The 23,463-nt window shown below is 40.2% G+C and carries 18 protein-coding genes and 11 tRNA genes; 6 read left to right on the top strand and 23 right to left on the bottom strand.

Annotated features, from left to right (window positions below; all coding sequences use genetic code 11):
* Positions 1–104: 104 nt before the first annotated feature.
* The 4 genes from CWB72_RS17140 to syd form a co-directional block, all read right to left on the bottom strand.
* Positions 105–992, bottom strand: coding sequence for a hypothetical protein (locus CWB72_RS17140; protein ID WP_138633939.1), 888 nt, complete (start codon positions 990–992; stop codon positions 105–107).
* A 107-nt stretch (positions 993–1,099) separates the two neighbouring features.
* Positions 1,100–1,633, bottom strand: coding sequence for a hypothetical protein (locus CWB72_RS17145; protein WP_138633942.1), 534 nt, complete (start codon positions 1,631–1,633; stop codon positions 1,100–1,102).
* 131 nt (positions 1,634–1,764) lie between these two features.
* A complete protein-coding gene (locus tag CWB72_RS17150; RefSeq protein WP_138633944.1) occupies positions 1,765–2,316 on the bottom strand; it encodes a hypothetical protein in 552 nt (183 codons plus the stop codon).
* Positions 2,317–2,435: 119 nt separating this feature from the next.
* Positions 2,436–2,975, bottom strand: coding sequence for a SecY-interacting protein (gene syd / locus CWB72_RS17155; RefSeq protein ID WP_138634055.1), 540 nt, complete (start codon positions 2,973–2,975; stop codon positions 2,436–2,438).
* A gap of 60 nt (positions 2,976–3,035) precedes the next feature.
* Between syd and queF the strand changes: the two genes are divergently transcribed.
* Positions 3,036–3,881, top strand: a complete 846-nt coding sequence (gene queF, locus CWB72_RS17160) for an NADPH-dependent 7-cyano-7-deazaguanine reductase QueF (RefSeq protein WP_138633947.1) — start codon at positions 3,036–3,038, stop codon at positions 3,879–3,881.
* A gap of 10 nt (positions 3,882–3,891) precedes the next feature.
* Here the strand turns inward: queF and CWB72_RS17165 are convergent, their stop codons facing one another.
* Genes CWB72_RS17165 through CWB72_RS17180 form a run of 4 tightly spaced genes read right to left on the bottom strand, consistent with a single transcriptional unit; the run spans position 3,892 to position 11,021 of the window.
* A complete protein-coding gene (locus tag CWB72_RS17165; RefSeq protein WP_138633950.1) occupies positions 3,892–4,779 on the bottom strand; it encodes a peptidylprolyl isomerase in 888 nt (295 codons plus the stop codon).
* A 4-nt stretch (positions 4,780–4,783) separates the two neighbouring features.
* On the bottom strand, positions 4,784–5,611 hold the full coding sequence (locus CWB72_RS17170) for a substrate-binding periplasmic protein (RefSeq protein WP_138633953.1): 828 nt from the start codon (positions 5,609–5,611) through the stop codon (positions 4,784–4,786).
* Positions 5,608–9,300, bottom strand: a complete 3,693-nt coding sequence (locus tag CWB72_RS17175) for a translocation/assembly module TamB domain-containing protein (protein WP_138633956.1) — start codon at positions 9,298–9,300, stop codon at positions 5,608–5,610. The genes CWB72_RS17170 and CWB72_RS17175 overlap by 4 nt, the downstream gene beginning before the upstream one ends.
* Positions 9,300–11,021: an autotransporter assembly complex protein TamA gene (locus tag CWB72_RS17180; protein ID WP_138633959.1), complete on the bottom strand. Its 1,722-nt coding sequence runs from the start codon at positions 11,019–11,021 to the stop codon at positions 9,300–9,302. The genes CWB72_RS17175 and CWB72_RS17180 overlap by 1 nt, the downstream gene beginning before the upstream one ends.
* A gap of 307 nt (positions 11,022–11,328) precedes the next feature.
* Between CWB72_RS17180 and CWB72_RS17185 the strand changes: the two genes are divergently transcribed.
* Positions 11,329–11,661, top strand: a complete 333-nt coding sequence (locus tag CWB72_RS17185; protein ID WP_130255228.1) for a ribonuclease E inhibitor RraB — start codon at positions 11,329–11,331, stop codon at positions 11,659–11,661.
* A 162-nt stretch (positions 11,662–11,823) separates the two neighbouring features.
* On the opposite strand, the gene CWB72_RS17190 is transcribed toward CWB72_RS17185, so the two are convergent.
* From CWB72_RS17190 to CWB72_RS17260, 15 genes are all read right to left on the bottom strand, one after another.
* A tRNA-Leu gene (locus CWB72_RS17190) sits at positions 11,824–11,910 on the bottom strand.
* A gap of 40 nt (positions 11,911–11,950) precedes the next feature.
* Positions 11,951–12,024: transfer RNA gene (locus tag CWB72_RS17195), tRNA-Cys, on the bottom strand.
* Positions 12,025–12,042: 18 nt separating this feature from the next.
* A tRNA-Gly gene (locus tag CWB72_RS17200) sits at positions 12,043–12,118 on the bottom strand.
* 104 nt (positions 12,119–12,222) lie between these two features.
* Positions 12,223–12,298, bottom strand: a tRNA-Gly gene (locus CWB72_RS17205).
* A gap of 111 nt (positions 12,299–12,409) precedes the next feature.
* Positions 12,410–12,485: transfer RNA gene (locus CWB72_RS17210), tRNA-Gly, on the bottom strand.
* A 45-nt stretch (positions 12,486–12,530) separates the two neighbouring features.
* Positions 12,531–12,606, bottom strand: a tRNA-Gly gene (locus tag CWB72_RS17215).
* 22 nt (positions 12,607–12,628) lie between these two features.
* Positions 12,629–12,715: transfer RNA gene (locus tag CWB72_RS17220), tRNA-Leu, on the bottom strand.
* 31 nt (positions 12,716–12,746) lie between these two features.
* A tRNA-Gly gene (locus CWB72_RS17225) sits at positions 12,747–12,822 on the bottom strand.
* A 98-nt stretch (positions 12,823–12,920) separates the two neighbouring features.
* Positions 12,921–13,007 (bottom strand) — tRNA-Leu (locus CWB72_RS17230).
* Between the two features lie 34 nt (positions 13,008–13,041).
* A tRNA-Cys gene (locus CWB72_RS17235) sits at positions 13,042–13,115 on the bottom strand.
* Positions 13,116–13,129: 14 nt separating this feature from the next.
* A tRNA-Gly gene (locus CWB72_RS17240) sits at positions 13,130–13,205 on the bottom strand.
* A 167-nt stretch (positions 13,206–13,372) separates the two neighbouring features.
* The gene (gene pgsA, locus CWB72_RS17245; RefSeq protein ID WP_138633962.1) at positions 13,373–13,918 is read right to left on the bottom strand and encodes a CDP-diacylglycerol--glycerol-3-phosphate 3-phosphatidyltransferase; all 546 of its coding nucleotides are present in this window, start codon (positions 13,916–13,918) and stop codon (positions 13,373–13,375) included.
* 41 nt (positions 13,919–13,959) lie between these two features.
* Positions 13,960–15,783, bottom strand: coding sequence for an excinuclease ABC subunit UvrC (uvrC, locus tag CWB72_RS17250; protein ID WP_138633965.1), 1,824 nt, complete (start codon positions 15,781–15,783; stop codon positions 13,960–13,962).
* 9 nt (positions 15,784–15,792) lie between these two features.
* On the bottom strand, positions 15,793–16,443 hold the full coding sequence (uvrY, locus tag CWB72_RS17255; protein ID WP_130256995.1) for a UvrY/SirA/GacA family response regulator transcription factor: 651 nt from the start codon (positions 16,441–16,443) through the stop codon (positions 15,793–15,795).
* 185 nt (positions 16,444–16,628) lie between these two features.
* The gene (locus tag CWB72_RS17260; protein ID WP_138633967.1) at positions 16,629–17,777 is read right to left on the bottom strand and encodes a dicarboxylate/amino acid:cation symporter; all 1,149 of its coding nucleotides are present in this window, start codon (positions 17,775–17,777) and stop codon (positions 16,629–16,631) included.
* A gap of 210 nt (positions 17,778–17,987) precedes the next feature.
* On the opposite strand from CWB72_RS17260, the gene CWB72_RS17265 reads away from it, so the two are divergent.
* The 4 genes from CWB72_RS17265 (at position 17,988) to CWB72_RS17280 (ending at position 23,427) form a co-directional block, all read left to right on the top strand.
* A complete protein-coding gene (locus CWB72_RS17265) occupies positions 17,988–20,327 on the top strand; it encodes a DUF5916 domain-containing protein (RefSeq protein ID WP_138633970.1) in 2,340 nt (779 codons plus the stop codon).
* A 141-nt stretch (positions 20,328–20,468) separates the two neighbouring features.
* Positions 20,469–21,437, top strand: a complete 969-nt coding sequence (cysK, locus tag CWB72_RS17270; protein WP_138633973.1) for a cysteine synthase A — start codon at positions 20,469–20,471, stop codon at positions 21,435–21,437.
* Positions 21,438–21,561: 124 nt separating this feature from the next.
* Positions 21,562–22,449: a substrate-binding periplasmic protein gene (locus tag CWB72_RS17275; RefSeq protein WP_138633976.1), complete on the top strand. Its 888-nt coding sequence runs from the start codon at positions 21,562–21,564 to the stop codon at positions 22,447–22,449.
* Positions 22,450–22,572: 123 nt separating this feature from the next.
* Positions 22,573–23,427 (top strand): Tim44 domain-containing protein, encoded by an 855-nt coding sequence (locus tag CWB72_RS17280; RefSeq protein ID WP_138633979.1) that lies wholly within the window; start codon positions 22,573–22,575, stop codon positions 23,425–23,427.
* Positions 23,428–23,463 lie beyond the last annotated feature (36 nt).

The following is a 23,463-nucleotide window of genomic DNA, read 5'->3' on the forward strand; positions in this document are numbered from 1 at the left end:
AAGCTATATCATTAGAATAGAGATACAAAAATAGAAAAGCCCAGCAAGTGCTTACTAGCTGGGCTTTACTGATCCAAATCAACACTTTGATTAATAGTTAAAAACTAATCATCTATATTGTCGATTAATATTTCAATATGTGGAAAGTGTGTATCTCTATAAGCCAAACACTGCTCTAAAGTAACTGCATTCAGTCGAAATGCACGAACGCTCGTCACAGCCGTTATTGGTACTTCTTTTAACGTCTCCAAATTACTCATCGCTAACTCTTTAAAAAACACTTGATATATAGGCCAATGTTGAGCAGCTTGCAAGATTTCAATAGTCGTACTCTTATCACAACTACTTAACTCTAATTCTATTGGTGTTTTGCCAATAAAATGAGCAATTGCTGAAAAGCAATCTATTTTTAAAGCCGATTGAGGTAATAGACTGTTTTGTTCAAAAATACTCTTATACTCTCCACTAAATTCAATTATTCTGATTTCACCTTTATCATTGAAGTATAGCTGCAGCATCTCTTTAGATGGCCCGTCGTAGATAGCCGTGTATTTTGATATTATCTCTGGAGATTCCCAATCATAAGAATATTCCATGTTTTCAATTTTATAATAGAGTGATGAGTAACACTCAGGGTCTGAAAAGTACTGTTCTGTGCCATATTCATAAAAACCTTTAACACAAAAAGTTATCTTTCGAATGTAGTCGCCTTCAAGTACAAATACAGTACCGTCAAAAACATCACCTTGATATGTATATCGACCAGACTCATCATCAAGAAGCGAGTCTAAAATACAAGGTTGCCGTACTTTAATATACGGGAACTGGTATTCTCCGACTGCTTTACCCTGTTCAAATGCTTGGCTATTTTTGACGATATCATCTTCAGTATATACAGCTACGCCCGTAAAGGGCGTGCCATGATGATAGTAGAGGCCTTCTTCTAATGATAAAGCCTCAAAAATAACTAACGCGGGTGCTTGGTATCTCATGTCATTACTTCCTTGCAAAGCACTTCTAAACAATAAGCGCTTTATTTACTTTGCTGAGTGTTGTGTGAAACTTTAGTAATCATGATAGTAATAAGCAGTATTTAGCTTTAAACACTAAAATCTAACAACGTTAAGTCACCAGAACTTGGCTCTGTGTAATTAGGTAACGCCTCACCCGGGAAAAAGATATCCCAGACACAGCGTTTTATTAAAAACTTAAGCATTTCCGGGTGGTAGTGGTCTACCTCTTCACAGTCAAGGTCATAATCGCCAAAGGCTTCTTCCCACAGAACATGACAGCTGCATTGTATACCTCCACTAAACGGATCCTGCTGTTCTTTGTCTGCAACAGTTTGTGAAACAGAGTTAAACCCCCACCAGTGAGCCCAATCAGCATCGTATAATGCAAGCATTTCAACTCGCAACTTTTCTTTGCCGTTTTGGGGATAATCTCTTTCTACTTTTTCGTTATAACGTTCAACTAGATCGAGTATTCTCAATGTTAGTTGACCAAAATAAGGTTCAGGCAGTTGTCTTTTTTTAAACTCATCTAAATGACATATACCTGGGCCAAACTCTTCACGTAAAGGTAAAATTATATAATTCAGAATAGGATATATAAGACCAATATGATTACTCATCAGTAACTGCCTTGCTTAGTTGAGAGTATAGACATGATATAGAAAGTGCCTTTAACACCGTCGTAGTTATCTTTATTATTTGTTGATTTATTGAATGCCATCTTTTGGGGCAGATGCTTTTATTTAATGGGTTAACTCGCTACTAGGTCGCAAAAATCAATATCAAACGGATAATCTAATGACCTAACATCACCTGATTTAGGCTCTGTATAGTTAGGTAGCACTTCATTTGGAAACATCACATCCCAAACAAACTTTTTAACAAATAACTTTAAAAATTCTGGGTGATAATATTTTAAGATGTATAACTCTTCTAACTCCCAGTTAGGCTCGTCATTAATACCAATAATATCAAAGTGTTCTAACCAAGCACAGGCAGCAACTACCTGCATACCTTCATTAGGTTGTTTTTGATCTTCCCAAGCTTGTACATCTGAATGCTTGTAACTATTCAACCACCACCAAGTATAGTCATCTTGTTTAAAAGCATTAACAAGGGCATCTTTAACATCACTTTTAGTAAACTTTCCTTGTTTATATTGAGAGTCGAGGCGATCCAAATAATCATAAATCCCTGTTCTCAACCAACCATATTGAAGCTCTTCGTCCTCAAAGTCCCATGAATAATCTATGAAGCAAAAAAATATATGCCCAAATACGACTGATTCTAATTCTCTTAACACCTTTACCCCTCACCAATTCTTATACGCCAAATTGTATAAAGTACCGGTTAATGAACTCAACATACATAGACGCTCTGTAAGCGACATACCATGACATACTAGAGACAATCACATGAATATTAAAACTCAACCGCTTGCAAAAATTTTTCTAGACTATCAGCCAAAACATGATGTGGCCTTTTGCCGACATACTCTAGCCAGACTTTGCCAGTCTCTAGTTCAACGGTGATCAACAAATCATCTTGCTCGGTTAAACCGATAAACACTGTATCTGCATGTTTGAGTTTGCGTTTCATCAATACATGACCTGTGATGTTTTGCTGTAAACGCACAAAGTCACCTTCATTCCACGCTTGTAATAACTCGATTTGATGACCTTCTACGTTGCCAATGATATTGCCCGCATAAAAGCTGCTGTAGAACTCATTCAACGCATCAGGAAAACTACACTCTAACGCGCTTGCTAAATCATCTAAGCTATTTTTTGCTGGCTGCGGCACAGCTTGCCACTGAATTTGTTGCTCGCTGAGCACTTCGCCAACTTCACAAGGGCTTGGCCAGTCAGCGTCATGATACATGCAAGGTAAAGTGCCATGTTGTTGCTGATAGTGAGATTTAAACTTGTCGTGAAGCTCTGATAAAAGCGGCTTAATTGTCATACTGTTAACCTGTGTGCGATACGCTATAATACGCGCCATTGTAACCACTATTGGTGAAACATGACAGATTACAACAATGCACCTGAGCTGAAAGCATCAGTGTTAGGTAAAACGACCGAGTACGCGTCGCAATACGATGCAAGTTTATTATTCCCAATTGCAAGAAAGCTAAACCGTGACCAAATCGCGGTAGATGAGCAGAACTTGCCATTTAAAGGGGAAGATACTTGGACTGGCTATGAGCTATCTTGGCTGAATAGCAAAGGTAAACCACAAGTGGCTGTGGCGACGTTTGTGTTCCCATGCCAAAGCTCTCATATTATCGAGTCTAAGTCGTTCAAGCTGTATTTAAATAGTTTTAACCAAACTAAGTTTGCCAGCTTTGACGAAGTACAAACTATTTTAACCAATGATTTAAGCAAAGCAGCACAGACTGACGTCGAAGTGACGTTATTCAAAGCTGAAGACTATGCCTGTATTCCATTCACGGCCATGCCGGGCGAATGTATTGATGAGCTTGATATCGAAGTTGATACCTACAGCCCGCAAGAAGGCTTGATCGTGATAAAAGATGGTAATGAAGTGACCGAAACACTGCATAGTCACTTACTTAAATCGAACTGTTTAATTACTTCTCAGCCTGATTGGGCAAGTATAGTGATAAGTTACACGGGTAAGCCTGTGTGCAAAGAGTCACTGCTTAAGTATCTTATCTCTTTTAGAGATCACAATGAGTTTCATGAGCAGTGTGTGGAGCGAATTTACTGTGACTTGATGCGTGAATTAAAGCCGAGCAAGTTAGAAGTATATGCACGCTACACAAGACGTGGCGGTTTAGACATTAACCCTTACCGCAGCAGCGAAAACGATAAGACGGCTTATCACATTCGTACAAACCGTCAGTAAACTATTGTTTTTAATTAAGGCGTTTGGTCGGGATAGATACCGAGCAAACGTCTGTATGATTTGGCTTATCGATAAACCAGTCGCTTGGGCGGTTTTTACGAGATTCAATCAAGTCTTTAAAATCTTCTGAGCTGGTATCAAACACCGTAAAAGCACTGTTATCTTCACCCGCAATATCACTTAACACTCGCACTTGGCTGATTGGGTTAAACGGCTGCCCTTCTACAGGTGTGCGTAATAAACGCTGTGCATGCTCCATGCCTTCTAGCACTCGACCAAATACCGTGGTGTTTTTATCAAGATAACGCTGTGGCGCTAAAGTGATATAAAACTCTGTGCCGCCACTGTCGATTTCGTTGCCGCGCGCCATCGCGAATGTGCCCGTACAGTGGGTCATCCAAGTCTTTTTGCCATCGCTATTTTGCGCCACTGCAAAACCATTTAAAAAGCCGGTGTTGTCAGCATACCCATCTACGGCATTAATTGAGGTGATCTCCAGCGCATGCTCGGTGGTTAAAAACATTTCACCCGCAATGCCTTTGCTGCCTTGCGTTGGCTGCTTTTCTCCTGACTGATCGCCACCTTGCGCCACAAAGCTCTCCACAAAACGGTACACATTTAAGCCGTCATAAAAGCCTTCACGCGCAAGCTTTTTAATATTATCGACATGCCCAGGTGCAAGTTGTGGGTTAAGTTGTACGTAAACACGGCCTGTTGGTAAATCAATTCTTAACACATCGTTGTTGTTTACTTGCTGCCATAGATCGGCAGATGCAGAGCTAATAATGGTACTTGGTGAGCGAACTTCAGATTTATTCGGTGCCGATTCAGTATTTTGCGTGCTGCTGCAACCTGCGAGCAATACACAAGCAGTTAGGCCAAAAGCGCGTAAAAGCATTTGTTTATTTTCCTTGATTATTGTTATACCAGTATTTTTTTGTATGAATAGGTGCACTGGCGGGGAGTAAAGTATTTACGAGGGTAATTTTTTGTCGTTTTTCTAACGCTAATTCTGCCAACTCGCCCTTGAAGTAGCGGTTAAATAAAGTATCAAACGAGCCATCTTCAATGGCTTTATCTAAACCTGTTTTAAGTTTTTGGTACAAAGCTTGATTATCTTTTTTTACGAAAAAATAAACTGCTGAAGGGTAATAGAATACATGCGCTGGATCGATTGCTAAGTCTGTCATATTAGTAATATCGTTGGCATATAGGGCATCGATAGGCAATACATCTATGCGTGAGGCTTCAAGTAATTCATAGCCTGAGTTTTCTTGAGAATACTCTAAAACATTAAAATCATTGTCTTCGAAAATAACCGTATCTGGCCAGTCAGCTCTTAGGCCATACCTTAAACTTCTGAGTTCACCATCGGTTTTTAACTTTGAAAAATAGTCTAAGCGAGACTTTTTGATTATCCCAAGACGGTAACCAAGTACGCCTTTAACAATAGGAACTCTAACAGCTAACGCTTGCTTCTCTCTCTCATCTGATGTGACAGACCAGAAGACATCAATACCATTTTTATCACCTAATAAACGGATTGCGCGGCTTTGAGTAGGAATGTTTTCAACAAAATCTAACGTATGAGCTTCTCTTTGATAGCTTAGCGTATGCTTTAAAAGCTCAATCACATAAGGATCAGCCCCTGAAGTAATACGCACGGTTTGCTCGGCACAGGCTGAGAAACAAAAACAGGCATTAAAACATAGGACTACAATCCACTTCATTCAGGATCCCAATCAAATTGATAGAGTAGATCTATACTATCGTATAAACCACTAGTCGCTTCAATATATAATTTTGTAAAAACTCTATAGCGAATTGCAATCTCATTCATGGCTTCGAACACCCCTACGCGATAACTCACCTGCACACTAGGCGTAATATAACCAGATAACTCGACCTGAGTATCATCACCACTGCCTTTAGCACTCACGCTGACATCTTCTATGCCGAATTTTTTACCGGCTTTATTTATAAAGCTTTCACTAAAGTTAATGCTTTGCGCCAACAGCATTTGTGATAACAATGCGTTATTGTTGTTCTCACTCTGTTCGAGAGGCTGACCATTCAGTAAATAAGACAGTGCATGGGCTTGGTCCATTGCTGGCTGCGAGAAAATATTCAAACTTGGGTTGCTTGCACTGCCTGTTAATTCAATACCGGCAATCACATCATCTGCGGTGACTTCTGGATTACGGATCGCTCTAACATTTAAATAAGGTCTAGACAGTGGCCCATTAAAACCAACTTGCCCTTGCTGTATGAGTAAATCTTGCCCCAGCGCTTTGTAAACACCTTCTCGCAAAGCAAACTCTCCACTCGCAAGTAAAGGTGTATCAGGCGTTTTATCTAAACTGATCTGGCCAAATACATAGCTATCGAGGCCGAATGCATAAACTCTAAAATCATCTTGCAGAGCCACTTCTAAATCTAGAATGTAATTAAACGGCAAGTTAGTTTGTGTGTCTGTCGGTAAATCAACAATGACTTGGTCGTCAGATACTGCAACTACTTGCTCAGGAAGCTGAGAAATCTTGATACGACCTTGTGGTATATCTACTCGCCCAGTCAAAGATAAGTGCGCATCTCGGTAAGCTAACGATAATTTTGGTGATACCGAAAAGATCATTCCTTGTTGAGGGGTAATACTCACTTGCTTACCTGATACACTGATATCTGCGCTTAGCTCTTGCTGCCAATCGAGTATGCCTTTTAAGTCTAATTGACCTTGCTTATCTGTATTCAATGCACCATTTAATCTGGCACTTTGACCTTTAAACTCCACACTTACTGCAGAATCGACAAAACTAAGGGGAAGTGCCGATTGCGCAATGGCAAATTCTTTTAAATCAATTTGCCCTTCGATATCGGGCTGTTTTATATCACCTGAAAGTAATAGTTCAGTGGAAACTTGACCTGCAATATTAATTGGTTGGGGCAAAAAGCGGTTTGCCAAATCTCCTAAAGGCTGCAATGCTAAATCATCTAATTTAATCGATGCGGTAGGTGTGTGAATGCGATTGTCTTCGACATTTGCAGCTAATTGCCCTGAAACTAGGCCTATTAGTGTCGATGATAACTGCCAATTCCCTGCTATCTTTTGTTCATCACCTGATAAATTGACCTCAATGTACTCGACCGGGACTGAAGTATCACTATGCTTGATTTCAATATCTGCTATGCCCGCTTTTGCTTGCAGGCTAGTTAACTTATTCTTTATCCATGATAAGTTAGACTCTAAGCTTGCTTCACCGATGAGGTTAAGTTGCTTCGGTAAAAAAGCCTTTATCGAGGCCAAGTCAAAGTCATTTATATGGCCATCAAAGTGACCTATTTCTCCAACCTGTTTTGCTTCTATACACCAAGGAGCTTGATCTAGCGACCCGCATAATTTACCTGTTTGCCACTGAGTAGCATCTGCAAACTTAATTTCTGATTGACTGTTTAAAGTCGCAGAGTGTGTCTGATAATTAATGTGTCCAGAAGAGACTTTCCCCTGCCATACTTGATTTACAAATTGGCCCAATAGCGATAACTCAGCCTGAACATCTCCCTCTGTTGCAATGTTTAACTTATGCGCTTGTTGATCACCTGTGACGTCGAGTTGAACCTGATTAAAGTGCTGTTTAGCCACAGACAGAGCGTTTACCTTCAATTGCATGTCCGTCTGCCATTGCTTGGATAAATCAACATGAGTCGCTAAAGTTGCGCCTTTTAAATCGACTCCGTCACTTTGAAAATAGGGAATGTCTGCGGTTAAATTAATATTAGGTTGGTGATGAGGCCCTGCAATATTCAGTTTACCGTGTGCATTCACATCAAAAGGCAGTAATTCATTTTGCTGGTGCGTTACTTTGAGTGTACCTGTGAGATCAAGCTGTTTTTGTAAAGAGCCAGCAAGCTCTATATAGCTTTTGCCTAACTGAAGTTTAAATTTATCAACTTCTCCAAACAGCTGTTCATTCAATTTAAAGCTAGCATCTAATGCCAGAGGAAGCTGTGAAATAGAACCATCAACATCCACATCAGGAATATCAATTTGCCAGCCTGAAGACACTTGTGTTGCTTCAACAGCCATACTGCCACTCAAAAAAGAACTGTCATCAATAAAAAACAGAGGTAGTTCATCCATGGCTAGTTGCAGTTTAGCTTCTAAACCATGCAACCAATCAACCTTTGCAGTTATTTGCGCATTGCCCTCTGAGGCAGTTAACCGACCGGTTATCTCATTGATTGCGGTTAAACTGCCTTTACCAGCTACCCTGGCACTCAATTCTGTGAGTTCTTTTTGGTCTGCAGTTACATCAAGATTGAGATGGTAGTCATTTGCTTGACCGCGTAATCTGATCTGCGCTTCATCCATCTCTGCATAGTAATTCTTTCCTCTAATGTTGTAAGAAAACGGCAAGTCATAAACGCTGGCTGATAACTCAAACGGCCAATTTGTTTTCGTGAAATTAACTTTACCTGATAACGACGCTGACTTTTTGCCTTGTAAAATAACCGCTATATCAAGCGCAGAAAGCTTTCCTTTTAAATGTAATCGCATTAAGTCTTCAGTGGTTGTTAAGGTGGTCACACTACGAATAGAGTTAAAAGGGCCGAGTAGCTTATCACTGTTTAATACCCCAAAACTTCGAACAATATAGGGTCCATGTTCGAAATACAGGTCTTGCCATTCGACCTGCTCTGAGGTGAATTTTGAGCCAACGACAAAATGAGTAAAAACTTGAGAGCCTGTCGCTGTTTCAAAAGTAAATGTGTTAACGCCTAATCGTGTGACTTCAATGTCTAGCCCCGGCGGTAAAATAATCTCTGGTAATGCTGCTAGTTCAGTAAGTACTTGGTTTGTAATTTCTTTCTTTTGTTTATCGATAATATGAATATGAGAAATGGATGTATTTTCGAGCTTAACAATATTATCAATAATAGACGCTGATGATTTTATGTCCGATATTTGAACACTCAAAGCGCCTTGTTGAAATTGAAACTCTTTAACTTCAACTTGTGCCAAACCTAGGTCTAAAGGTAAGCCTAAACTGTGTTTATTGTCTTCATTTATATCTTTGTTAACTTCAGGCTCAACCTTAGAAGCTGGATCTTGTTGGGTGACTTTGACATCAAGTTTATCCGCAACAATGTCAAGGCATAGCGTGGCGCAAGTGAACCAATTTAATTGAGGTCTAAAGTTAGTTAATGTGACAGCGAGTGTTTCACTTTGCCAAGTTATATCAATTCTTTCACCAGAAAGTAACCGCCCTTGCTCTAATGTAATTTCTAATCCGTCTGTCGACTTATTGGCTAACCATAATAGACTTTGGTGCCCAACGCTGGTGAAAAACAAACAAGTTAGCAGAATGAATACAGCTGCAAAGCCATTAATGATCTTTTTTATTTTTAAAGATGTCACCATTAAATCTCCGGCCCAATGATAATGCTCAGCCTAGTACTTTTACTCTCCTTACTTAGTCCCCATGCGTGATCTAATCGCACAGGGCCAACAGGTGTTTCATATCTAAAACCAAATCCTGCACCAATAGCCCATGATTCTGAAAAGTCATTAGTCGCGGTACCTGAATCAATAAATAAGGCAAGACGCCAATTTGGCATAAACTGATAGTTATACTCCACTGATGCGGTCGCTAAATATTTACCGCCTAACAAAACATCATTTTCATATGGCGCAACAGACTGATAAGAAAATCCCCTAATGCTTTGGTCACCCCCAGCAAAGAACCTCAAATTAAAAGGCACATCATTGATGTCATCTGCAATGATTGCCCCTGCATTAAGACGTGCTATAAACCAGTGTCTGAGCTCATACTTTCTGAGCCAAGCCTGCTCCCACCTCGCTTTAACTAGCGAAGTTGACGAAATTAAGTCTTCACTTGCAAACTCTAATGAAACCAAAGTTTGTTGTCCCCACGAAGGCGTAACCCCACCAATCGCTTGTTTTTTTGCGTAGCTGATCCCGGGGATCAGCATTTCAGATTTACTTGTCTCTTGGGCTTGAGTGGTTGTTTCGTGCTCTCTTTTTATAAAAGCGGTACGGATCCAGTTTCCTTGAGTGAGCCATTGTCTTTGTAATTGAACATTCCATATCTTGCTATTTATACCGTCGGTTAATTCATCTTCTATTGCATAACCACCGGTTACTCGCCATAAATCATCGTTTGGGTTTGAAACAGGGATACTATAACTGGCAGTGATCCGCTGCTGTTTTTCTGCTACAAATAAATTGCTATCAAAAAAGTGCCCTGTATCACTGATCCAAGGTTTCGACCATTTTAATCGTGCTTTGGCGCCTATCTCGGTGCTAAAACCGCCACCAACCTCAAATGTATTCGCGGGTTTATCAACGGCTTCAATTCTAATCGGTACTAAGTTGTTTTGCCGGTTTTGTAATTGGGGGTAAACTTTAATGGCGCTAAAATACGGTGTTTTATTTAGTGCAAGGTTATAGTCAGAAAGTAACTGCTCATCATAAAAAGTGTGTTTATCAAATGGGGCGAGAGATTGAATATAATGCTTCGCTAAGCTTTTTTTTGTCACTTCTATTTCACCAAAGCGATACCTATCTCCTGAGTCTAGTTTTAGCTTGGCGACAGCAAAGTTGTTTTTTTTATGTACCTCTAATTTATGGCTTAACCATTTAAAATCAAAATATCCCTTCGAAATAAGGCTGGCTTCTAACATACTTTTTGTTCGTTCGTAGTCACCATGATCCACGTTGATATTAGGTTTAATTGGAATCTGAGATAACACTTTTTGAAGAAATGCATCTTTGTTTGCTTGCCCGCTAATTTCAATCTGAATAGTTTTCCAAGTCGCAGGAGAGCCCACCTCTATGTGCAGTTTTAAGCGATTTGTTTCTGCTTCCCTTGAAAACTTTATTGTAGTGTCATAATAACCTAAAGCTTGCATTGCGCGCTCAGTCTGAAAGTACAGTTTTTTTTCTAAGGACTTTGAAAATGGTTGATTTAAGAATGGCTTTAAAGAGCCATGAATATTGTCGCTCAACTCATCGGGTATATCGTTAAGCTCGATGGTTTCAACAGACCAAGTAGGCTCTGCATTGACATTTGAAAAGAAAAAAAGACACCAACAAGTGATAATAATCGCAAACCGTTTCAAATACTTCCCTCCCAGCAGAAACGCCAGTGTAGCATATTTAAAATCAACAATAGATAAATGTACCAACTCTCAATAATACTCAATCATTTTGAGGGACTAAAACTGACGCTAGCTACGTTAAAAATTTCTCATTTAGAAAAACTAAATAGCAAAATTTTCGCCTTGCTATCGAACAGTTTTCCTTGCCTCAAAAATGAACGCTTAATTAAGAGATTTGGTACAAGAATTCGTTAAATCTTGCTTTAAAGCTTTTTATTTTTATTGATTTCACCGACAATACACCCAGTTAAAAATACTAGGTAACACTATGCAATTTCCTGATGATGATAACGGCCAATTATTAGCTGAAATGGCTGCTGAAGGCATTAATTTAAACCAAATGCACATGGTCGATTTTTTTATTCTGTTTGAACAAAAAGAGCAGGCAGAATCTTTTGAAAAAGCCATTGTTGAAGATGAGCTTGCCCCAAAGACCGAACTACAAAAGTGCAAAGATACAGGTGTATGGGAAGTTGTGACAACGGTTCAAATGGTGCCAGATCATCAGCTGTTAAGCCAAACTGAACAGTACTTAGAAAGCATTGCCAATTCACATGAAGGTTATGGCGATGGCTGGGGCATTATGGCTGATGCCGAATAATACCAATACTCAACCATTTTGAGTGACAAAAAGGCGCGATACGCGCCTTTTTTAATGCGAAAAATAAAGTTAGAAAGTTAGAAAGTTAGAAAGTTAGAAAGTTAGAAAGTTAGAAAATAATAGATTTGATTAGGATGAGAAAAAAAGTCTTGAGAATAAAAATGGTGCCCGGGGCCGGACTTGAACCGGCACGTCATTACTGACGAGGGATTTTAAATCCCTTGTGTCTACCAATTCCACCACCCGGGCATCGGGCTGCTTTCGCATGTGGAGAGTTATCTTGCGATAATGGAGGCGGAACCCGGAGTCGAACCGAGGTAGACGGATTTGCAATCCGCTGCATGGCCACTCTGCCATTCCGCCTAAATGTTCCAAATAAATTGGAGCGAGTAACGAGGTTCGAACTCGTGACCTCGACCTTGGCAAGGTCGCGCTCTACCAGCTGAGCTATACTCGCGTACCATAATGCTTTTTAATTCAACTAAGATAACAACGAGGTCGCGTTTTTACCTTTATCAGCTGAGCTATACTCGCATATTGTAAAGAACCATTAATTCGAATTGGAGCGAGTAACGAGGTTCGAACTCGTGACCTCGACCTTGGCAAGGTCGCGCTCTACCAGCTGAGCTATACTCGCGTTCCATATTGCTTTTTAATTCAACCGAGATAAAAACAAGGTCGCGTCTTTACCTTTATCAGCTGAGTTATACTCGCATTCGAATTTTGCTTTTACCTATCTAAGAAGAATTGGAGCGAGTAACGAGGTTCGAACTCGTGACCTCGACCTTGGCAAGGTCGCGCTCTACCAGCTGAGCTATACTCGCATTCTTCTGAACTAAGCATTAAGCAAGTTCTTTTTAAAACCAATTTGGAGCGAGTAACGAGGTTCGAACTCGTGACCTCGACCTTGGCAAGGTCGCGCTCTACCAGCTGAGCTATACTCGCATCAAATTGATTCTAAAATCAATGGTGCCCGGGGCCGGACTTGAACCGGCACGTCATTACTGACGAGGGATTTTAAATCCCTTGTGTCTACCAATTCCACCACCCGGGCATCGGGTTCTGCGTTGCATGTAAAATCAATTTGGAGCGAGTAACGAGGTTCGAACTCGTGACCTCGACCTTGGCAAGGTCGCGCTCTACCAGCTGAGCTATACTCGCGTTCCATGTTGCTTTTTAATCTAACTGAAAGAAACAAAGGTCGCGCCTTTACGTTTTATCAGCTGAATTATACTCGCATCAATTGATTCTAAAACCAATGGTGCCCGGGGCCGGACTTGAACCGGCACGTCATTACTGACGAGGGATTTTAAATCCCTTGTGTCTACCAATTCCACCACCCGGGCATCGGGCTGCTTACGCATGTGGAGTGTTGAGAAATGGAGGCGGAACCCGGAGTCGAACCGAGGTAGACGGATTTGCAATCCGCTGCATGGCCACTCTGCCATTCCGCCGACGTATAAAAGATTGGAGCGAGTAACGAGGTTCGAACTCGTGACCTCGACCTTGGCAAGGTCGCGCTCTACCAGCTGAGCTATACTCGCATTCCAAAGTAAGTTAAGCACTCACTCTTTTATCATTTCGAGGCATACTGCCCTCTCAACACGGACGCATTCTACAGATCTTTAATAATGCGTCAATATAAAAAATGAATGTTTTTAATCGTTTGCTCAATTTTTATCTAAACTGCTGGCTATATAGCCGTAAAATATCAAGATTTAATCAATTCCGACTTTGCCGCATTCAAATAGGCCAACATCGAAGTCACAGTTAACAAGGTTGCGATTGCCAAAAGCGCATAACTTAGCATGGTCATCCAAGATGAGTGTTGCCAAATCAATCCAATAATGGCTAACATTTGTGCAGCAGTTTTAAACTTGCCCATATTACTAACAGCCACATTGCCGCGCTTGCCCTGTTCGGCCATCCACTCTCTCAATGCTGAAATCACAATTTCACGACTGATAATGATAAGCGCAGCCAAAGTAATAAAGATGTTTTGATAATGGGTTGCTATGACAACTAAAGCCACACTGACCATGACTTTATCTGCAACAGGATCTAAGAACGCGCCAAAAGGCGTTGATTGATCGAGTTTTCGTGCCAAGTAGCCATCAAGAATATCGGTTACCGATGCTAGCCAGAAAATAAAGGCGGCAGCAAAAAAAGCCCATGAGTAAGGCAAATAAAACACCACTGCAAAAACAGGGATAAGTAACAATCTAAATGTTGTTAAGGTATTAGGAATATTCCACATAACTACTTTGTGTATCTTTTTTTATAGTGTTGCATGATCAATTAGGCTTTGTCATGCAAATGATTAAATATCTTTTCAGCCATATCTTGGCTGATCCCTGGCACTTGATTTAACTGCGCTATAGTAGCCGATTTTACACCTTGCATACCACCTAAGTATTTTAACAAGGCTTGCCGGCGTTTCTGCCCGACTCCTTCTATTTCTTCTAACAGAGATTGAGTTCGCTGTTTTTGCCGTTTGTTTCTATGTCCGGCGATTGCAAAACGGTGTGACTCATCACGAATATGCTGAATTAAATGTAAAGCAGGAGAATCAGAATCAAGGTTCACTGTTCGCCTGCCACCATCAATTAATAAAGTTTCAAGACCGGGCTTTCGGCTTGTGCCTTTCGCTACACCGACTAGCAACGGCATTTTGTTATGAGACCAGTCTTCAAAAAATGCTTCAGCTTTATTCAACTGCCCCTTACCACCATCGATGAAGATAACGTCAGGGATTTTTTCCTCATCTTTTAACTTGCCGTAGCGTTTATTCAATGCAAATGCCATCGCCGCATAGTCATCACCAGGCGTGATCCCCGTAACGTTATAGCGACGATATTCTTTATTATTTGGTCCACTGCCATCAAATACCACACATGAAGCAATGGTGTTTTCACCCATGGTATGACTGATATCGAAACACTCCATACGGTTGATATCACTCAGTTGTAATGCTTCTTTTAATAATGCGTAACGTTTAGTAATAGAATCTTGCGCGTTTTGTTTTACAACAATGCTGTTTAATGCATTTTTATTTGCTAGTGCGAGGTATTGCGCACGTTCAGAACGCACCGATGCTTTTAGCTCTACTTTTTTATCTGCCAGTTGCGATAGCGCATTAACCAGTTCGTTTTGCTCTTGTAACTCAAAAGGCAACACAATTTCTTTTGGGATCTGGCGCTGTGTGCCCGCACCTACATAATATTGACCAATAAACGATGTCACGATTTCGTCTTGCTGCGAGTCTTTGGGCACTTTAGGAAAATAGGTTTTGCTGCCTAATACTTTATGATCTCGCACCATTAACAAGTGAATGGCACAAATACCGTTTTGCTGCTGGAAACCAATAATGTCTATTTCACCAAGGTTTCCGGCCACAAACTGCTGCTCTTGCATCTGCCTCAGAATCGCAATTTGATCTCGCACTTTCGCTGCGAGCTCAAAATTTAAGGCCATACTGGCCTGCTCCATCTTTTCAACTAAGGTCGCGATAACTTGATGTGATTTTCCTGATAAAAACTGTTTTACCAGCTCAACTTGCTCTTTGTATTCATCATCAGAGACTTTACCAACACAAGGCGCGGAACAACGTTTTAACTGATACTGTAAACACGGGCGACTTCGGGCTCGATAATAAGCATCTTCACATTGACGCACGGGGAAAATCTTTTGCATTAAGCGCAAACTTTCAGATACGGCTGCGCTGCTCGGGTAAGGACCAAAGTAATCCCCTTTTTGTTTTCTACTTCCTCGGTGAAAAGCTAACCTAGGATGTTTATGGCCACTTAAGAAAATATAAGGATAAGATTTATCGTCTCTTAATAAGATGTTGTATCTGGGCTGATACTGTTTAATGAGATTATTTTCGAGAAGTAGTGCTTCGGTTTCAGTATTAGTGAGTGTTACCTCTATATTGGCAATGTTGCTTACCAGAACTCGGGTTTTAGCATCGGGAATATTGCTACGGAAATAACTCGAAACACGTTTTTTTAAATTTTTCGCCTTACCAACATAAATAACCTGATGCTGCGCATCATACATACGGTAAACACCAGGTTCTGTAGATAATGTTTTTAAAAAGGCTTTTGAATCAAATACTGCCATTAAAAATGATTAGTTAGATGTGTCTATATCGATCATTTTATGGCGAATGGCTAAATGTGTCAGCTCTACGTCACCGCCAACATTTAACTTTTCAAACATTCGATATCGATAACTATTCACAGTTTTAGAACTTAAGTTCAGTCGTTCAGCAATATCTTGCGCTTTTTCACCTTTGGTGATCATTAACATGATCTGCAGCTCGCGTTCCGAAAGTGATTGAAATGGATTTTCATCATTACGGCCACTAAACTGCGCGAGTGCAATTTGTTGAGCTATCTCAGGAGCAATATAACGCTGTCCTGAGTTCACAGCTCGAATAGCATTGATCATTTCATCAGAGCCCGTACCTTTCGTTAAGTAGCCCTGTGCACCCACTTGCATTACTTTACTTGGGAACGGGTCTTCACAATGTACGGTTAATACAATCACTTTTATATCAGGATTGTATCGACAAATTTTCTTCGTTGCTTCTAAACCACCGATCCCAGGCATATTCATGTCCATCAACACAATATCAGGGTTATTATCACGGCAAAACTTGACCGCTTCTTCACCCGTTTTAGCTTCACCTATCACTTTAAAGCCTCGAACATCATCTAAAATTCGTTTGATGCCAGTTCGGACCAATTCATGATCATCAACTAATAACACATTAATCAATGGCACACCCTCACAGAATATTTTGGTAATCGTATTCACATAAATAGCAATTCGAGATTAACACATAATTATGTAAAAAATAACGAATAAACTTTTGTATTAGTTAAAAAATCATACAAAAGAACCAAAAAAGGCCAGAATTTAGCGCCTGGCCTTTTAATGCTCAAAAACAAGTAATTGTTAGACTATTTGCTCTGCTCTGAAAACTTATTTACCCATAAAGCAATCACACCGTCACCGGTGACATTACATGCTGTACCAAAACTATCTTGAGCAAGGTAAAGTGCAATCATAAGTGCAACTGCTCCCTCTGAAAAACCAAGCATTGAAGTGAGTAACCCCAGTGCAGACATCACAGCGCCACCTGGCGCACCTGGTGCTGCAATCATGACCACACCCAGCATAAAGATAAATGGCAAGATACTGGTAATGCTTGGCATAGACATCTCTGGTGATAACAACATTACTGCCATCGCACAAGTCACAATAGTGATAGTCGAACCCGAAAGATGAATAGTGGCACATAGAGGCACAGAGAAGTTTGCGACTTCATCTTTGACACCATTGGCTTTACTTGCGCGTAAAGAAACTGGGATAGTGGCCGCACTAGACATAGTACCAATTGCTGTAAAATAAGCTGGTAGCATGTTTTTCACTAATTCAATTGGGCTACGCTTTAGTAAAATACCTGAGCCAATAAATAATACCGATAACCACAACCAATGCATAACAACCGCTGCAACTAAGACAATTCCAAATGTGCTTAGTGTATCTGCCACTGTGCCTGCAACTGCCATTTCTGCAAATACACCTGCAATATAGAAAGGTAGTGCTGGAATAATGACTTTTGCCAGTAAGGCATCAATGACATCGCGACCCTGATCAACGACTTTTTGCAAATCTTTCAATGCCAGTTGACTAATACCAATACCAAAAACAAATGCTGCTGCTAATGCTGTCATTACACCCATCAATGGTGGTATTTCAATATTAATAAAACTTTTCAGCTCTGTAGCTTGAACAGCTTGATAAGTCGTATTACCTTCAAAAAATGGTACGAATGCGTTTACTAGCAAGAAGGCTAAAGTGCCCGCTAAAATAGTTGAACCATAAGCAAAACCGACTGTTTTACCAAGTAAGTGACCAGCCCCTTTAGGCAAACCAGCTATACCTGAGGCAATGAAGAACAAGATAATTAATGGAATAGTAAAACTAATTAACTGACCTACAATCACTTTAAATGTATAAAGCAGTTCAACAAGCGGTAACGGTAGGTATGACCCCACCACAATACCTGCGGTAATACCTGCAAGTAACTTCAAAATTAACGACATGAGTATTCCTTGATAAAAACGATGCGCTGTTTTAACACGTTTTGACCTTTGATTGTTATAAATTCGTTATTCTTCTACAGAATTTATCTATTAGGTACAGTCATGATCACTTAACTTAAAAAATGGTGCCTCTAACGATTAAGCATTGTTAACAAACCTAGAGTACTATTTAATTTATGCTAATTTATCGTGCAATAAAATAACGCCATAATGTTTAAAACTTCACTTTCTATTATTTCAGCAGCATTACTCTCTGTGTCTTCTCACTCTTATGCCAATGAATCTCTACCTTATATTAACGTTGCAGCTAAAATTGATGGCAAACTGGACGAAGCAGTTTGGCATCAAGCAAAAAAAATTAAGATCAATAATGTAACTTGGCCTCAAGAAAATGCTGTTAGCCCAGTAGAGACAACGGCTTATGTTTATGAAAATGGCTCATCGTTATTCATTGCTTTTGATGCAAAAGATCCGAACCCAGAGCTCATTCGTGCTTTTTACCGTGATAGAGATGCTGCCTGGAATGACGATTTAGTAGGCATAAAAATAGACTCTTTTAACAATAGCCTAAGCGCTTATCAGTTATTCATAAACCCACTTGGGGTGCAACAGGATTCAATCGAAAATGAGCTGACTAAACGTGAGGACAGCTCTTGGAATGGGATCTGGGACAGTGCGGGGAGTATTCACGAAAGTGGTTACTTTGTTGAAGTAGAAGTCCCGCTCCGAGTTTTAAACTTTGATGACAGCATCAAAACAAAAACCATGGCTATGGAATTTGTACGCTTCTACCCTCGAGACCAAAGGTTGCGCATTTCTAATATGCAAATTGAGCACGCTAACAATTGCTGGATTTGTCAAATGCCTGAATATTCAGGATTTGAGCAAGCAAAGCAAAGTAGCAAAGTCGCCTTGATCCCTTCACTCGTTGCGAGTAAACAACAAACAAGGGATATCGACGGCAGTGAGGCTGGAGAATGGCAGGATGAAGACAATGTCGAACCAAGTTTAGATGTTAAATGGGCCATTACCCCTGATATGACTTTAAACGCCACATTAAATCCTGATTTTTCTCAAGTAGAAGCTGATACAGGCCAGTTAAGCGTTAACAACAGCTTTAGTTTATTCTTTCCAGAGAAGCGTTCATTCTTTTTGGATAATGCAGATTATTTCTCATCTCACTTGAACCTGATCCATACGCGAAATATAGCTGCCCCAGACTATGGAATAAAGTTTACAAGTAGCAAGCAAGGTCATACTGTCGGTGCATTTGTCGCAAACGATGACAAACTGAATGTCATGATCCCTGGTAATTTAGGTTCACGCGTTGTTTCGTTTGATAAAAAAAGTGAAAACCTTGCCCTGCGATATCGCTATGACTTTAACTCTAAACTTTCCGTCGGTACCACTACAACAGCTAGACAAAGTGATGATTATAATAACCAAGTAATAAGTTTAGACAGTAAGTATAAACTCACTAATAACGATGTATTCAAAGCACAAGTACTCATTTCTGATACTGACTATACACAAGCTTTTGTCGATGAGCTGTGCGATGGCGAACAAGGTGATTGCCAAAAACCTTCTCTGCCTGAATGCGAAATCAATTCAGACTGTGACTTAAATGAAAGTACGCTGCGCGTTCTTAATGAAGATGATCAAAAAGGGCTAGGTTACTACCTAAACTATGAACACAATGAAAAGCATTGGCGTGCATTCACTAGCTATCAATATCGAGATAAAGGCCTGCGCTCTGATTTGGGTTTTATGTCGCAAATCGACTTCAATAAATTTTTAGCCGGTTACGAGTATCGTTGGTATGGCGATGAGAGTACTTGGTGGAACCGTGCCAACTGGTACACCGACTGGGATATTACGCATAACGACAATGACGAGTTGTTAGAGAAAGAAGTACAAACTAACTTCTCTATTAATGGCCCACTACAAAGCCGCATTAACACAGGTGTTGAACATAGAAAGCGCACCGGTCTTCGCCATAACGAAGCAAGTCTTGCTGTTGATGGAAACACAGATTTGTTTACCGAAAACAATCTGTGGACTTACATGGAAATGAAGCCTGTATCTGGAGTTTTTACCAGTCTTAATATCAGTACAGGTAATAAAATTGATCTTGCAAACAACCGCCTAGGTGAAGAGTTCAGAGTACGACCAGTTATCAATCTGAATTTAGGCAAGCATTTTGAGTTACGATTCAGACATACTTACCAAACATTAGAAGCAGATGGCGCTGATGTATTCACAGCTAACCTGACTGATGTGAGAGTGACTTATCAGTTTAATTTAAATAGCTATTTAAGGCTGGCTGTGATCAACACAGATATTGAACGAAACCCAAGTAATTACATCGATTCAGTTGATGCAACTTATAAAGGGTTAAGCACACAACTACTTTATTCTTATAAGTTAAACCCTCAAACTGTATTCTTTGCAGGCTTCTCTGACAGTGGTTATCAAGATGACGAGTTAGAAGAAATTACAAAGGACTCAAAGACTTTCTTTATGAAGTTTAGCTATGCATGGTTAATGTAATGTAAAGCATATAAAACAAACTTTTTATACTTTTCGGCTATAAGCATATTTGATATATCTTATAGCCAATCTTTCCTTCTGTTTTTGTTCGACCTCAGTAAAGTGAACACTAATTAAATCTAGATCATGAAAGAGAACACAATGTCTAAAATCTTTGCAGATAATAGCCTAACTATTGGCAATACTCCGATCGTTAAATTAAACCGTGTAACAGGTGGTAACGTTTTCGCTAAAGTTGAAGCTCGTAATCCAAGTTTCAGTGTTAAGTGCCGTATCGGTGCTTCAATGATCTGGGAAGCTGAAAAAGCTGGTACTTTAACTGAAGGCAAAGAAATCATCGAACCAACTTCAGGTAACACAGGTATCGCACTTGCGTTTGTTGCTGCATCTCGTGGTTATAAACTAACGCTAACTATGCCAAATACAATGAGCCTTGAGCGTCGTAAGCTACTAAAAGCGCTAGGTGCTAACCTAGTTCTGACTGAAGGCGCTAAAGGTATGAAAGGCGCTATCGAAAAAGCGAATGAGATCCTAGCGAGCGATCCAGAAAAGTACGTATTACTTCAGCAATTCGAGAACCCAGCTAACCCGAAAATTCACTTCGAAACAACGGGTCCTGAAATTTTTGAAGCAATGGAAGGTAAAGTTGACTTCTTCGTAGCGGGTGTTGGTACGGGCGGTACTATTTCTGGTACTACACGTTACCTTAAGCAAGAGAAAGGTCTTGATGTAAAAGCTATCGCGGTTGAGCCTGTTGATTCTCCAGTTATCACGCAAACACTTGCAGGTGAAGAAGTTAAACCTGGTCCTCACAAAATCCAAGGTATTGGTGCGGGCTTCATTCCAGGTAACCTTGACCTAGAACTTATTGACGGTACTGAGCTAGTTTCAAATGAAGATGCAATTGAAATGGCACATCAGCTAATGCGTGATGAAGGTATCCTAGTGGGTATTTCTTCAGGTGCTGCTGTTGTTGCAGCTAAACGCCTTGCTGAGAAGCCTGAAAACGCTGGTAAGAACATTGTTGTTATTTTACCAAGTGCAACAGAGCGTTACCTATCAAGCCCTCTATTTGCAGACAAGTTCAGCGATCAAGAATTAGTTCAGTAATCGAATTACTGACTCTTTAGCACATAGGAAAGCCGACTATTGTCGGCTTTGTTCGTTTTTGCCTTTGCGTTTTCATCTGGGCTTCCTAAACTTAGAATTAAGTTTTTATCAAACTAACACCTTCATGCGACTATTGATTTTTTTATTTCTCTTTTTTAGTGCCAGTGCTTTAGCCATTATGAATGTTGGCTATTTCAAAGATAACATCTATCAGGTGGTACAAGGCAAAACTTACAAAAATGGCCTGCTGTTTAATACTAATGACTCAGACCCTGTTCACATCGTAACACTTGATTGGCCGCCTTATATTGGTAGCCAGTTGTGCAATAAAGGTTGGGTGTACCAATTCACAGTGGCTTTGCTGGTAGAACAAGGGTATAGCGTTTATGTTGAGTTTTTACCTTGGGCAAGGGCTGTAAGAGCCGCAGAACTTGGCAAAGCAGATATTCTCATGCCAGAGTACTACATTGAAGACTCAGCCCCTTCAGACACTGTTGAGGGCAAAACTAGGCGAGAACTCCTCGCGCTTTCAAACCCCTTTCCTGGCGGGGAGATTGGCTTTTTAAAACGCAAAGGAGATGCTGATAGATTTACCGGAAACTTACTGTCACTTAAGGGGCAAAAAATTGGAGTTGTCAGAGGGTATCAAAACACCCCTGAATTTGATGCCATGATGGACAACAATGAGTTTACTATAATTGAAGCTGTGGACGACTTACAATTGGTCAAACTATTGGTTGGCAAACGTGTTGACCTAATCATTGGCGACCCAAAAGTGCTTAAATTCACCGTCAGTTACTCTGAACTGCCACGACCAGAAAAAGCGACTCTGTTGCGAAATATAGAGCGAGAAACCCATTCGCTTCAGTACAATAACCTCTATTTTGCATTGAGCAAGCAATCTTCTCGCTGGCAAACATTGCTGGGCGACATCAATAAAAGCCTATATCAATTCAACAACAGTGGTGAAACAGATCGGATCGTCGATATGGGGATCACTGAGTGTTACTAAATTCCATATTTGCTGACATTTAGTTCGATTAAAGCTGTCCTTAAGCACTTTTTTATAAAATTTTATTTAACTTTAACTATTCATTATTTAAACTAAACAAAATTTCAGTTTAATAGGAATAGTATGAAAAACTTTCTCGTTATTTTTTCACTGATCTCACTTTTATTCGCAACTAGCTTCGATGCTGAAGCCCGTAAGAAGTTCGGTAAAAAGAAATCAGGAAAAACACACAGCACTTCAACTACTCAGCAAAAACAACAAGTTGATACAAAAAGCTTACCTGCAAAAACAGCTGGTAAATCAAGTAAAAAAGGCATTATGGCCGGTGTACTTGGTGGTTTATTAGCAGGTGGTTTAATTGCTGCTATGATGGGTGATGATTTTGAAGGCTTCCAGTTCTTAGAAATGATCCTGCTAGCGATTGCAGCATTTGTTATTTTCAAGCTGATCAAAGGCATGATGGCAAAGCGCCAGCAGCCGCAAATGGCAGGTGTTCCTCAGTTTGGTCAACAACAACAATTCCAACAACAACCGCAGCAATTCCAATCGCAGCAGCCTCTCCAGTCTTCAGGTGGTTTCGGACAGCAAAATGATGTGCCATTTAACCTGCCTAAAGATTTCGATATTAACGGCTTCTTACAAGGCGCACGTGAGCACTATCACACAGTACAAAAAGCGTGGAATGACAAAGACTACAAAAAAATGGCTGAGTACCTAAGTCCAGCATTAGTTGAAGAATTTAAATCTGAGCGTGAACAACATGACAGTGTTAAAACTGAAGTAATGTTTGTTGATGCTCAACTTGTTCGTGCAGACACGCACCCACATGTTTGGGAAGTGAGCATTATGTTTAAAGGTAAATACCGTGACCTTGGTGACAATCAAGAAGAGCCTATTCATGAGATTTGGCACTTAGAGCGCCAAACTCAAGGTGATGCGCCTTGGTTAATCGTTGGTGTTGAAGACCTGATTGATTAATTTATCAATAAATATTGAAAACGCCTCTATATGGGG

Origin of the sequence: Pseudoalteromonas phenolica, from assembly GCF_005886345.1 — a bacterium.
In the GTDB taxonomy this organism is placed as follows: domain Bacteria; phylum Pseudomonadota; class Gammaproteobacteria; order Enterobacterales; family Alteromonadaceae; genus Pseudoalteromonas; species Pseudoalteromonas phenolica_A.

Excerpts from the sequence above, each read along its gene's own strand:
- CWB72_RS17140 (WP_138633939.1), bottom strand. The coding sequence starts at position 992 with ATGAGATACCAAGCACCCGCGTTAGTTATTTTTGAGGCTTTATCATTA.
- CWB72_RS17145 (WP_138633942.1), bottom strand. The coding sequence starts at position 1,633 with ATGAGTAATCATATTGGTCTTATATATCCTATTCTGAATTATATAATT.
- syd (WP_138634055.1), bottom strand. The coding sequence starts at position 2,975 with ATGACAATTAAGCCGCTTTTATCAGAGCTTCACGACAAGTTTAAATCT.
- queF (WP_138633947.1), top strand. The coding sequence starts at position 3,036 with ATGACAGATTACAACAATGCACCTGAGCTGAAAGCATCAGTGTTAGGT.
- CWB72_RS17165 (WP_138633950.1), bottom strand. The coding sequence starts at position 4,779 with ATGCTTTTACGCGCTTTTGGCCTAACTGCTTGTGTATTGCTCGCAGGT.
- CWB72_RS17170 (WP_138633953.1), bottom strand. The coding sequence starts at position 5,611 with ATGAAGTGGATTGTAGTCCTATGTTTTAATGCCTGTTTTTGTTTCTCA.
- CWB72_RS17175 (WP_138633956.1), bottom strand. The coding sequence starts at position 9,300 with ATGGTGACATCTTTAAAAATAAAAAAGATCATTAATGGCTTTGCAGCT.
- CWB72_RS17185 (WP_130255228.1), top strand. The coding sequence starts at position 11,329 with ATGCAATTTCCTGATGATGATAACGGCCAATTATTAGCTGAAATGGCT.
- pgsA (WP_138633962.1), bottom strand. The coding sequence starts at position 13,918 with ATGTGGAATATTCCTAATACCTTAACAACATTTAGATTGTTACTTATC.
- uvrC (WP_138633965.1), bottom strand. The coding sequence starts at position 15,783 with ATGGCAGTATTTGATTCAAAAGCCTTTTTAAAAACATTATCTACAGAA.
- CWB72_RS17260 (WP_138633967.1), bottom strand. The coding sequence starts at position 17,777 with ATGTCGTTAATTTTGAAGTTACTTGCAGGTATTACCGCAGGTATTGTG.
- CWB72_RS17265 (WP_138633970.1), top strand. The coding sequence starts at position 17,988 with ATGTTTAAAACTTCACTTTCTATTATTTCAGCAGCATTACTCTCTGTG.
- cysK (WP_138633973.1), top strand. The coding sequence starts at position 20,469 with ATGTCTAAAATCTTTGCAGATAATAGCCTAACTATTGGCAATACTCCG.
- CWB72_RS17275 (WP_138633976.1), top strand. The coding sequence starts at position 21,562 with ATGCGACTATTGATTTTTTTATTTCTCTTTTTTAGTGCCAGTGCTTTA.
- CWB72_RS17280 (WP_138633979.1), top strand. The coding sequence starts at position 22,573 with ATGAAAAACTTTCTCGTTATTTTTTCACTGATCTCACTTTTATTCGCA.